Annotated in this window: 11 protein-coding genes; 2 read left to right on the plus strand and 9 right to left on the minus strand. The window is 66.7% G+C overall.

The window, feature by feature from the left end:
- Positions 1 to 5 precede the first annotated feature (5 nt).
- Complete coding sequence (locus N6H05_RS24885) at positions 6 to 869, plus strand: Rossmann-like and DUF2520 domain-containing protein (RefSeq protein ID WP_284112163.1); 864 nt, start codon at positions 6 to 8, stop codon at positions 867 to 869.
- 82 nt (positions 870 to 951) lie between these two features.
- On the opposite strand, the gene N6H05_RS24890 is transcribed toward N6H05_RS24885, so the two are convergent.
- From N6H05_RS24890 to N6H05_RS24900, 3 genes are read right to left on the minus strand one after another with little or no spacing between them, the layout of a single operon-like run.
- Positions 952 to 1,716, minus strand: a complete 765-nt coding sequence (locus tag N6H05_RS24890; protein WP_284112164.1) for an SDR family NAD(P)-dependent oxidoreductase — start codon at positions 1,714 to 1,716, stop codon at positions 952 to 954.
- Complete coding sequence (locus tag N6H05_RS24895; RefSeq protein ID WP_284112165.1) at positions 1,713 to 3,431, minus strand: FAD-dependent oxidoreductase; 1,719 nt, start codon at positions 3,429 to 3,431, stop codon at positions 1,713 to 1,715. Before N6H05_RS24895 ends, N6H05_RS24890 begins: the two co-directional genes overlap by 4 nt.
- On the minus strand, positions 3,431 to 3,895 hold the full coding sequence (locus N6H05_RS24900) for a hypothetical protein (protein WP_284112166.1): 465 nt from the start codon (positions 3,893 to 3,895) through the stop codon (positions 3,431 to 3,433). The genes N6H05_RS24895 and N6H05_RS24900 overlap by 1 nt, the downstream gene beginning before the upstream one ends.
- 151 nt (positions 3,896 to 4,046) lie before the next feature.
- Here N6H05_RS24900 and N6H05_RS24905 point away from each other — a divergent pair, with 151 nt between their 5' ends.
- Positions 4,047 to 4,361, plus strand: a complete 315-nt coding sequence (locus N6H05_RS24905) for a Rieske (2Fe-2S) protein (protein ID WP_284112167.1) — start codon at positions 4,047 to 4,049, stop codon at positions 4,359 to 4,361.
- On the opposite strand, the gene N6H05_RS24910 is transcribed toward N6H05_RS24905, so the two are convergent.
- From N6H05_RS24910 to N6H05_RS24935, 6 genes are all read right to left on the minus strand, one after another.
- Complete coding sequence (locus N6H05_RS24910; protein WP_284112168.1) at positions 4,358 to 5,326, minus strand: nucleoside hydrolase; 969 nt, start codon at positions 5,324 to 5,326, stop codon at positions 4,358 to 4,360. The genes N6H05_RS24905 and N6H05_RS24910 overlap by 4 nt on opposite strands.
- Positions 5,327 to 5,409: 83 nt before the next feature.
- The gene (locus N6H05_RS24915; RefSeq protein ID WP_284112169.1) at positions 5,410 to 7,056 is read right to left on the minus strand and encodes a class I adenylate-forming enzyme family protein; all 1,647 of its coding nucleotides are present in this window, start codon (positions 7,054 to 7,056) and stop codon (positions 5,410 to 5,412) included.
- The gene (locus tag N6H05_RS24920) at positions 7,053 to 8,246 is read right to left on the minus strand and encodes an FAS1-like dehydratase domain-containing protein (RefSeq protein ID WP_284112170.1); all 1,194 of its coding nucleotides are present in this window, start codon (positions 8,244 to 8,246) and stop codon (positions 7,053 to 7,055) included. The genes N6H05_RS24915 and N6H05_RS24920 overlap by 4 nt, the downstream gene beginning before the upstream one ends.
- Positions 8,247 to 8,252: 6 nt before the next feature.
- Complete coding sequence (locus tag N6H05_RS24925) at positions 8,253 to 9,572, minus strand: aromatic ring-hydroxylating oxygenase subunit alpha (RefSeq protein WP_284112171.1); 1,320 nt, start codon at positions 9,570 to 9,572, stop codon at positions 8,253 to 8,255.
- Positions 9,573 to 9,591: 19 nt separating this feature from the next.
- Positions 9,592 to 10,575, minus strand: coding sequence for an AraC family transcriptional regulator (locus N6H05_RS24930; protein WP_284112172.1), 984 nt, complete (start codon positions 10,573 to 10,575; stop codon positions 9,592 to 9,594).
- A gap of 14 nt (positions 10,576 to 10,589) precedes the next feature.
- Positions 10,590 to 11,567, minus strand: coding sequence for an enoyl-CoA hydratase/isomerase family protein (locus tag N6H05_RS24935; protein ID WP_284112173.1), 978 nt, complete (start codon positions 11,565 to 11,567; stop codon positions 10,590 to 10,592).
- Positions 11,568 to 11,639: the final 72 nt, after the last annotated feature.

Raw genomic sequence — 11,639 nt, forward strand, 5'->3', positions numbered from 1 at the left:
GCGCCATGACCGAGCATCCCGCCTATCGCCAGATCGCTATCATCGGCACCGGCCGGGTTGCGCGCGCGCTGGGGCTGGCACTGGCGCCGCACAGCGCCGCGCCGATCCTGGTGCAGGGCCGCAATCCGGAGCATGCCGCCGCTGTGGTCGAGGCGATCGGCCGTGCGCAGGCCGTTACCCTGTCATCTTCGCTGTCATCCAATTGCGACCTGATCCTGCTGGCGGTGGCGGACGATGCCCTGCCGGCGGTGATCGCGGACCTCGCCACCACGCCCCTGTCCGCGACCATCTGCCATGTCAGCGGGCGCAGCGGCGCGGCGCTGCTTGACCCGCTCCGGGCACAGGGCGCGACCACCGCCGCCGTCCATCCAGCGATGACCTTCACCGGCGATCCGGCGGTCGAAGTCGCGCGGATGCAGGGCGCCCGCTTCGCCATCACCGGGGCCGATGCGCCTTCTATCGCGGCGGCGCACAAGCTGGTCGCGCTGCTGGGCGGTGTGGCGGTCGAGATCGCGGAGGCGCATCGCGCCCTCTATCATGCCGCGCTCTGTCATGCGGCCAATCATCTGGTGACGCTGATCGCCGGTGCCTCCAACGCGCTGGTCGCGGCCGGCGTGGCGGAGCCCGGCGCGCTGCTGGCGCCGCTGGTCCGGGCCGCACTCGACAACAGCCTGGATCGCGGGATCGATGCTCTGTCCGGCCCGCTGCTGCGCGGCGATCGGGAGACGATCGGCAATCACCTGACGGCGCTGAGCGCGCATGCACCCGAACTGCTGCCGGCCTATCGCGCCATGGCGCTGGCGACGCTCGACGCGCTGGACCGGGACGAGGGCGCGCTGCGCGACGATCTTGGAGCGCTAGCCGATTAGATTGAATCGGCCTGCGCTCCAATTGTCTTTTGTTTTTCGCATTCTGCGAGCCATCGGCTGTTCCAGCCGATTTCAGAACGCTCTAGCCGGCAAAGCGGCTGTTGATCATCCGGGTGGTCGACCAGCCGCCATCCACCGCGATCACCTGGCCATTGATATATTCGCCTTTGTCGGAACAGAGGAAGGCGACGACATGGGCGACATCCTCCGGCGCGCAATCGCGGTAGAAGGGGGTCAGCCCCTGGTTGATCCGCTGGAAGGCGGGATAATCCCAGGCGGCGTCGGTCATCGGCGTGCGCACCACGGTCGGCGCGACGATGTTGGAGCGGATGCCCTGTTCGCCATATTGCGCCGCCATCGTCTGGGTGAGGCCGGTCAGCCCCGCCTTCACCGCGCAATAAATGCCGCCATCCATCCCGCCCATGATGCCGAAGGTCGACCCGATGGTGACGATCGCCGACCCCATGCCCATATGCGGCAACACGGCCCGGCACAGCCGGAACGGCGCGCGCAGCGACAGGCCGATCACTTCGTCCAGCATGGCGTCGCTGGTGTCATGCACCGGCGCCCACACCCCCGCGCCAGCATTGTTGACCAGATGATCGACCCGCCCGAACCGTGCCAGCGCCTCCGCCACGATCCTGCCCGGCGCATCATCCTCGCCAATGTCCGCCGCGACGAAGGCAAAGGCGGCGTCCTGCGGCAGCGCGGCCGCCAGCGCGGCGAGCTTGTCCGCGCTGCGACCAGTGCCCAGCACGGCCACGCCATCGGCGCACAGGACGCGCACGATCGCCGCGCCAATGCCGCCCGCCGCGCCGGTGACGATCGCGACCTTCTGTTCCGTCATGCCGTCATCCTCTGTTCGTCATTCGCCCGCGCCGCAATATCCTCGGCTGCGACAAAGCCGAAGGTCAGCGCCGGACCGATCGTCGCGCCGGCGCCGGGATAGCAGTCGCCAAAGGGACTCGCGGCGCAATTGCCGGCGGCATAAAGATGCGGAATCGGCCGTCCGCCGCCATCCAGCACCCGTGCCTGCGCATCGCAGCGCAGCCCGCCCTTGGTGCCCAGATCGCCATTGTTGATCGGCACCGCATAGAAGGGCGCGGTATCGATCGGCCCCAGATTGGGGTTGGGGGAGACGCCGGGATCGCCGAAGAAGCGATCATAGATATTGCCGCCCCGGCCAAATTCGGGATCGACGCCGGTCTGCGCATAGCCGTTCATCACCTGCACGGTTTCGCTGACCGCCTGCGGCGCGATGCCGATCTTGCGCGCCAGTTCCTCGATCGATCCGGCACGGAAGACATAATGGTCCCACCAATGGCCGGGGATGCGATGGTCGGGCGTATGGACCGTGGGCATCAGCCCGCCGGCGCTGAACTTCGCCCGGAACTTGGCATCGAAGATCAGCCAGCAGGGCATATTGGCACCGGTCTTCACCTGATCCGCCACCATCGCCTGGCCGAACCGGTCATAGCCGGTCGCTTCATTGACGAAGCGCAGCCCCAGCCGGTTGACGCAGACGCTCCACGGCCGGCCGACATCGAAGGCGGCCTGGTGGATTTCGTGGAAATTGGCCGCACCCGGCGCCGGCAGGGCCATGGTCGGTATCCACCAGCCCTGATCGGTATGGGCGAGCGACGCGCCGATCGCCTCCGCCGCGATCAGTGCCTCGCCGCGATTGCCTTCCTCCGGGGTGGAACTGTGGCGGGCGAGGCCGGGCACCGGGTAGAAACGCTCGCGCAGCGCCTGATTCCATTCAAAGCCGCCGGCCGCCAGCACCACGCCATGGCGCGCGCCAATCTGCTGCCCCTGCCCGAAGCGACGGACGGTGATGCCCGACACGCGGCCGTCGGCACCCAGTGTCAGCCCCTCTAGCGCGGTTTCCAGCCGCAGTTCGACGCCGCGCGCGAACAATTGCTGGTAGAGCGCGCCCATCAGCCCCGCCCCCTGGGTGAAGCGCCGATCCCGCGCCGACAGCCGCCGCGTGCCGATGTCGAGCCAGTAGCGCGCAATCATCTTCGCCGCGGTCCAGCGCCAGCCGCGCTGCTGCATCATCAGCGCGAAGGTCTGGCCAAGGTCCATCGCATAGCGGCGGAACAGCGTGAACCGGCTATATTGGGCACGCATCAGCGGATAGCGATCATCACCCAATTGCCGCCCGTCGAAGGTGGGGCAGATGATCGAGCGATCCGCCCGCGCGCCCGGCGCATCGGGAAAATAATCGGGCCAGGCCGCCGCCATCACCGGCACGCCGCTGTCCTTGAGGAAGCGCAGCATTTCCGGCGCGCGATCGACATAGGCGGCCAGCCGTTCCGCATCGACCGGCACGCCAATGACGCTGCGCAGATAGCGCAACGCCTCGGCCGCGCTGTCGCCCTGGTCGCCGTCCAGCCCATGGCCGGGCACCCACATCACCCCGCCCGAGGTCGCGGACGTGCCGCCAAATTGATGCGCCTTCTCCACGATCAGGACGGAGAGGCCGAGATCGGTGCCCCGCAAGGCTGCCATGGCGCCGGCCGCGCCCGATCCGACGACGATGAGGTCGAAGCTGTCCATCATCAGAAGCTCGGCACCGCGTCGAGATGCGATCCGGGCGGGAAGCAGAAATATTCGAGATAATGACCCAGATTCGCCCGCGCATCGAAATAGGCATAGGTGCCGCCCATCGTGTCCCAGGCGATCGGCATCGCCCAGCGGGCTTTGGCCGCCGCGACCGCCGCATCAAAGGCGGCGCGATCGCCGAAATGCCGGCCCTGATGATGATAATGAAGGCCAAAGCCCTCCGCCGGCAGGCCCCATTGATAGACGGCGATGTCGCCCGACAGGGGCTGGATGATCTCGAACTGCAGTTCATCCCTGGTCGCCAGCGCGAAATGGGCGACCGCCTGCCGGTCCTGCCCGGTGTCGAACAGCGCATCGGGCATTTCCATATAATGGCCGATGCCGTGCAGCGCGCCAATCTCGTCCATCGCCCGGCGCCAGTCGGTGGTCACATAGGCATGCTGATAATAGTCACGGCGCACGGATCGCCCTCTCCCGCTCTGTTCTTCTGCCGGCCACTATCGAAGGCGGGGCAACGAAGCGGAATGACCCGAGCGGCAGCGCCGCTTGCACCGGCACGCGCATCGGGTTGCGGGCAATTGCCGTGCCCGCCGGCCCATGATGAATGGGGCCATGACCATGCTGACCTTCACTGCTGTCGCCCATGTCGACGATGTGCCGCCAGGCACCACCAGGGCCGTCGCCGTCGACGGCGAGAGCATTCTCCTGTGCCACAGCAATGGCCGGCTGTTCGCGGTCGCCAATCGCTGCTCCCATGCCGACGAGCCACTCGCCTGCGGCCGGGTGCGCGCGGGCTGGATCGCCTGCCCGGTCCATGGCGCGCGCTTCGACCTGGAAACCGGCCGCGCCATGAACCCGCCGGCGAAGGCACCCATCAGGGTCTATGAATTGCGGATTGTGGACGACCGGATCGAGATCGCGCGCTAGTCCCTGCGCGGCTGCATCAGCGCCAGGAAATCGGCCAGCGCGAGCCGCGCATCGAGCTGGGTAAAGAGCCGGATCGACCGGCCGGGGATTTCCGCGCCATAGCGGGAATCGTCCAGCAGGCGCCGACCGGCGATGATCGACGAGGCGCTGCTCTCCGCAGACACGGACGTCAGCAACACCATCGGGCTATCGCCCAGAGTGATGGCGCCGCCCAGCTGGACGAAAGGCGGCAGATCGGCATAGCGGCCATAGAGCCATGCGGTCGTCGCCGACATCGGCTGCAAGGTCGCCGTCATTTCCGCCACCGACATCTGCAACTGGCGATAGGCGCCGGCCGCTATCTGCCAGATCGGCATGCGGCTCCGTTCGATCACGGCGCGCGCGGCTTCCAGATCGGTGGACAGATTATATTCGGTGCCGCCCTGCGGATAATCGGCGCCGCCGATCCACACCAGGGTCATGCGATCGGCGATCGCCGGCTCCAGCTGCAGCGCCTGGGCGAGATTGGTGAGCGGCCCGCCGCAGGTGAAGAAGAGCGGCAGCGGATCGTCCCGCATCGCCTCCGCCACGATCGCCCGTGCCGCCGCCGATGCCTGTGCCCCGGCGACGCCGAACTGCTCGCTGCCCGCGATCACCGGGCAGAGGTTCGTCAACCCCATGATCTTCATCAGGTCGATCGCCGCCTGTTTGCCTGCAGCCGCAGTTGCGCCGGCTGGCTGTCCGCCCAGCGCCGCCAGCTTCGCGTCGAGCGCCGATGTCGTGACCAGCACCGGCCGGGCCGCCTTCGTCGCCAGTTGATGCGCGAGCGCGATCAGGCCGTCGGGATCGCCGGCAAAATCATTGTCGATGATGATCCGTGCCTTGTGCGACTGGCGGATCACCGGCAACGCGGATCGGGCGGCCGTGCCGATCAACAGGCCGGCGCCCGCTGCGATGAAACCGCGCCGATCGATCCCTGTCTGCATGCCTCTCCCCTGTCTGGGCCGAGGGCTGGCATGGGGCGGCCAAAGGGTCAAATAGCGATTTTCGGGGTGCCCATAGGCCAGCGCTATGGATGGCTGAGCCGCGCCACCGCGACCGCGCGAATATCGGCGGCCTTGGCCTTCTCATTGCCGGTCAGGGCGAAATCGGCCTCGTCCAGCAACAGCACCCGACGCGGCACCTTGAAGCTGGCCATGCGCGCCTTGAGATGGGCGATCAGATCGCTTTCCGTCACCCGCGCACCATCGACCGGAACGATGCAGGCGACCACCATCTCGCCCAGCAACTCGTCGGGCACGCCGACGGTCTGGCTGCGCTTGACGCCGGGGAAGGTGGCGATCGCCGCGTCCACTTCCTCCGGCGCGACATTGGCGCCACCGGTCTTGATCATGTCTGTCAGGCGCCCTTCCCAGAAGAAGCGCCCCTGTTCGTCCACCCGTCCGCCGTCGCCGGTGCGGTAATAGCCCTCCGCGTCGAAACACTCTTCCGGCGCCTTGCCCAGATAGCCCGACATCAGGGTCGGCCCCTTGATGCACATCTCCCCCGCCTGCCCCAGCGGCAAGATCGCGCGGGTCAGCGGATCGACGATCTTCAGGCTGTTGCCCGGCAGCGGCGCGCCGGCGCTGCCGCCATACTCCGCGTCGGACGTGTCCGCATCGAACGCCGTGCAGATCGTCATCGTCTCGGTCGTGCCGAAGGCCATGGGCGTGGTCCAGTCGGTGTCGACCGTGGGATGTTCGCCGATCAGCTCGCCCTTGGTCACATATTTGAGGCTGGAAAGGTCCGCGCTGGACCAATTGTCCGCCGCCTGCACCCGCGCCCATTGGTGCGGCCGGCCGGTGAGGAAGGTGACGCGCTCCTGCTCGATCACGTCGAGCGCGGCGGCGGCGTCGAACACCGGTTGCAGCACGGCGGTGCCGCCGGTCGACAGCGCAGTGCCGATCACCAGGCTGATATTGCCCGACCAGAACAGGCCGTTGCCGGTCCAGCTCACCACCGGTTCGCGCATCGCGAAGACGCGCGGCCAGCGCCACCACTGGATGCAGAAGGCGCGCTGGGCATGGACGATGCCCTTGGGCAGGCTGGTCGTGCCGGACGAAAAGAAAATGCCGCCATGGTCGGACGGAGTGACGGTCGCAGCGCGCTGCGCCACCTGCGCATCGGGCACCGCCGCGCCGCTGGCCAGGAAAGCGTCCCAGCCTTCATAGCCCGGCGCGGGCGGATCGGCATCGGTGACGCTGTCGAGTTGCACCAGCCGATGGAGAAACGGCCCCTTGTCGATGCCGGCCAGCATGGCGGCAAAATCCTTCTTCATCACCCGCGTGTCGAAGAGGAGGATGCCGATCGCCGAGGCCTGGATCAGATGGCTCAGTTCCTCCGCGCTCGAAAAGCTGCTGAGCGCCACGGTGACGCCACCCGCCATGGCGATGCCGAAGACGCTGGCGAGATATTCGGGTCGATTCGCCATCAGCACGCCGACCCGGCCGTCCTTGCCGAGACCGGCCGCGATCAGCGCCCTCGCCACCGCCACGGACCGGGCATGGAGTTCGTCATAGCTCCAGCAGATGCGCCGATCCGCCGTGCGCATCACCACCGCATCGCGCGCGCCGTGCCGCGCCCGCACCGCGTCGAGATAGGCGGGGATGGTCTGCGCGCCCTGCCCCGGCTCCTGCGCCAGCGGGGGGCCATGAACCAGCGAAAGCGGCGCGCTCAATAGGGCAACTCCACCTGGGCCGTGCCCTTCAATATCTCCTCGCCATCCTGAGTGGTCATCGTGGTGCGGACCTTGACCACCGGCATGCCGAAGGGGGAACGGTCGATCTTTTCCACCACTTCGCCATCGACCCAGGTGACGTCACCCTCGAACGCGGGGGAACGGAACTGGGTCTTGCTGTGCCAGACATAACCGCCATGGCCGGCCCAATAGGCGACCGTGTCGAGGTGCCAGGCATTCATCGACGCGCCATAGCCATAGGCGCCGCCCATGCCGACATTCTCCGCCTTTTCGGCATTGATATGGCCCGATGACGGGCCGTGATAGAGACCGTCGCCCATGCGCGGGTCGATCTTGCGCGCCTCATGGTCATAGCTCATGTCGGCGCCGAAGCCGGCATCCTCGGTCGCCGGATCATGGATGCCCTCGGGCGCGTTCCAGCGCCAAGTCCCCCAGATATTCTGGCGATGGGCGCGGCATTCATTGGCGAAGCTGACCACCGAATGCGGGCCGATCACCCGGCGCGGCAGCCGGTCGCCGACCTTGACATCGCCATAGGCAGGCGAATGGCCGTCGCGGTTGGACAGGATCCAGTCGTGGCGCGCCTTGTGAATCTCCGCCAGTTCCGCCTTGGTCCAGCGCCGGGGGCTGCGCTTCTCCTTGGCATAGACGCCGCGCCGATTGGCTTCCTCCACCAGATAGCGGATCGCGGTCGCCTGTTCCTTGGCCACCAGCGCCCCATGCTGGTTGCGGTGGATCGTGTCGCCGCGCGCGAACATGGTCGGGCCGGCAAAGCCGGTGTCGGCAATCGAATAGCCGTCGAAGCGGCGGCTCTGCACCAGCTTGTCGCCGGGGCGGACCGGGGTGCCATAAAACCACCATTCCTCGCCCGCGAAGATCAGGTGGGTGCCCGGCACCTTGCCCACACAGGCCGGGTGGCAACCATGGCCATAGTCCATCGCCACGGTGAAGCTCTGCGGCGCGACGATGCCGCCGAAGCGGGAGGCGCGGGCAAATTGCTCGTCCCAATGAATCGGATTGGGATAGTCCATCGCCTGCACCCAGCGGCGAATGTCGGTCGCATTGCAGGCGTCCCACATCTCGGCGAAGATCACCGGCTTGCCGACCCACTGGTCGACATCGCTAGTATCCAGCGTCAGCTTGCTGTCCTGCACATCCATATCGGCCATGATGTCCTACTCGATCACTTGCGGCGCGCCGGTGCCGAGATAGTCGGCCAGCACGCGGTGGAAATTGATGATCGCCCGTTCCTCGACCGGGCTGGGCCGCAGCCCGTCGCAGCCGCGCGAGCGCAGGCCCCGCTGCACCGCCCCCATGTTGGAGAAATCCTGGCACAGCACCTTGCGCCAGCTGGCCTCGTCCATGTCCGGCTTGTGGAGATTGGCGGGGCGCGGCTCGGTGCCTTCGGGGAAGCGTTCGAGCGTATAGACCTCGAAGATGCAGCGATCGGGATCATGGCCGTCGGGCCGGGCGCGATAGCAGAGCGCGAAGGTCGGTCCGTGGATGATCACCGTGTTGGGGAAGATGTGCCAGACATTGCCCGCCGCGGCGAAATGGGCCGGGTCGATGCGCGGCCAGGCGACACCGCGCTTGGCGTCCTCCTCCACCGTACGGCGCATCAGGTGCATCTGCACCTCGGCGGGCGGCGTGCCATCGGGCAGTTCCTCGACCAGCAGATTGGCGACCCGCACCATCGTCTCGGTGGTGGTGCCGTTCACCTCCTCCCACAGCTGGTTGAGCGAATCGGCCAGCCCCTGCCGCATGTCGGCCGCGCCAGCCGCGCCAGCGGTCGCGCCACCGGTGCCCTCGCGCGCCTGCGATCCGAACACGCCATGGATGCCGCGCCCGTCGCTCCAGGTCGGCTTGGGCGAATATTTGGTCAGTTGCGGATGGGTGCCGGCAACATGATAGCCCTCGTTGAACGCCTCGATCGCAACCTTCCAATTGCAGGGGAAATGCAGCCACTGGCGCCAGCGATAGCGCATCTGCTCCAGCTCGAACGGGTCGAGCATCGATGCCGCCGGCTCCAGATAGTCGCGCAGCGGCGGCGCGTCGGGGTCCATGCAGACGAATACCCAGCCGCCCCAGCTGTCGACGCGCACGTCGCGCAGGCGCAGGTCATCGGCCTTCAGGCCGTCGCCCCAGGCATCCTTGCGGACCACGCCGACATTATTGCCGTCCAGATCCCAGCTCCAGGCATGGAAGGGGCAGACCAGCCGCTTCGCATTGCCGCACCCTTCGGTCAGTTGCCTACCGCGATGGCGGCAGACGTTGAAATAGGCGGCAATCCGGTCGGGCGCGGCGCGCACGACGATGATCGAGTCATCAACAATGTCATAGGTGACATAGTCGCCGACCTCGGGGATTTCCTCTTCGCGACAGGCAACCTGCCAGACTTTGGGCCATAGTTTCGCGGCCTCGGCATCGGCATAGGATTGCGAGACATAGGCGGTGTTGCCGATCAGGACCGGCGGTTGGGTAATGTTGCCCTGCATGGTCATGTGTCCCTGCCGCTCAATGCAGCGCAACCGGCGGCGGAGCGGCCTCCGCGCGATAGTCGCTGGGGTTGCGGGCATAGACGCGCTTGAACATGCGGCTGAAATGGGCCGGGCTCTTGAAGCCGACGGCATAGGCGATCTCGCTGATCGAGATGCTGGCCGCGTCCGATCGCGCCATCCAGGCCCGCGCCTGCTCCAGCCGGCGCTGCCAGATCAGGTCGGAAAAGCTGGTGCCATTCTGCTTGAGCAGGGTGGTGAGATAGCGCGGCGAAATGCCGCAGCCCTTGGCCGTCATCGCGGCGGACAGGCCCGGATCGGACAGATGGACCTCGACGAAGCGGCGCACATCGGCAAAGCGCTTCTCCGCGACGGAGGGACGCGGCGGCACCGCGCGCACATCATGGCGCAGCCCCTGGCCGATCACCGCCAATGCCGCTTCCACGAGGGTCTGCGTGGTTTCCTCCGCCACATCGGCGTCGCGCTGGAACAGGCCAGCCAGGATGCCATCGGCGATCCCAAGTTCCGCCCGCTGCATCGGCAGCAATATGCCCGCCCCGGCATCGCAATCGACGAAGCCGCGCAGCACATGGGTCGGTACCGTCACATGCAGCACCTCATGCACGCCCTGCGCATCGGGCTGGCATTCGATCAGAAATGGCGCGGTCGATCGCGTCATCAGGAAATCGCCATATTGGGCGGCCCGGCTGCCAAGCTGGTTGGAAAAGACCAGCCGGCCGCGCTTGACGAACCACAGGACGGTGAGGTCGGTGCCATCCTCGCGGATGTGCTGGCGGGTACGGCGGAAGAAGAGGCGGGTGGCCGATCGCAGCAGGATCGCCGCGCTGGGGCCGGCGGGCTTGCGCCGTGCCTCCACGTCGATGATGGAGCCTTCCTCCATCCAGTAATCGCCGCGATAATATTCCTGCTCGCGCTCGCCGCGAAACAGGTGCTGGCATTCGTGATAATTGCCCCGGTCGAGGCTGAAGAGCGTTTCGATCATCGCATCCGCGCCTTTCAACGTTGCGCCCGCCCGGCGCGGCTCAGCCGCCATTCCGGGGGGTAGTTGAGGTCGTTATTCTTGACGGTATGGGCGATGCCCTGGTCGAAACCGCCGGCGCCCAGATCGATATCGGTCGGCCGGTCGCTCTTCATCAGCGGCAGCATGCCTTCCAGCCAGCCGGTGAGCAGGCTGCCCATATATTCGCCGCGATACTGCTTATAGGCCTCGATGAAGGTCTTTTGCGCCACCACCACGTCGAGCGGCCGGGTGCGGGCGCAGGCATCGGCATATTTGTCCGTCTCCGCCTCCAGCGCGTCGCGCGGCACGACGCTGTTGACGAAGTTGCAGTCCATCATCTCGGCGGCGGTGAAAGGCCGGCCGGTGAACAGCATTTCGGAAAAGCGGCGGATGCCGACCATTTCCAGCCATTGCCACATGCGCGGCCCCCAGCCGGCATAGCGGAAGGAGGGATGGCCAAAGAGCGCGTCGTCGGACGAGACGATCAGGTCGGCATCGGCGCACTGGTAGAAATGCCAGCCATAGCAATAGCCCTTGGCCTCCACGATGCTGATCTTCTTGAATTCCTGCAGCGGCCGGTTGCCGGCATAGCCCTTGGCATAATGGTCGGTCAGGCCATGGAGAAAGCGATAGGAACCGGGCGGCGGATAGCGCACGTCGGGATCGTCAATCTCCAGGTCGGGCAGGAAATCATCCTCCGCGCCGGGATGCAGATACATGTCGCCATGTTCGTTGATGTCGCCGCCCGATCCCAGATCCTGGCCGGCGCCGCGGATCACCAGCACCTTCACATCATCGTCGATATTCGCCTTGTGGACGATCTCGCCGAACAGCAGGCGCATGCCGATCGTCGTCGTGTTGGCCTTGCCCGGCCGGTCGAAAGTGACGGTCGCGATCTTGCGCGCCCGGTCCTTCTCATAATGCACGAACTGCGCCGCCTCGCGCTTGAGCGCTGCCGCGCTTGCCCTGGCCATGCCGCTCTCTCCCATCTCTCTTATGCCCGGCAGGCTGGCACGGGGCGGCGATGGCGTATTGGCATTAGGCGC

The organism is Sphingobium sp. WTD-1 (genome assembly GCF_030128825.1).
Taxonomy (GTDB): domain Bacteria; phylum Pseudomonadota; class Alphaproteobacteria; order Sphingomonadales; family Sphingomonadaceae; genus Sphingobium.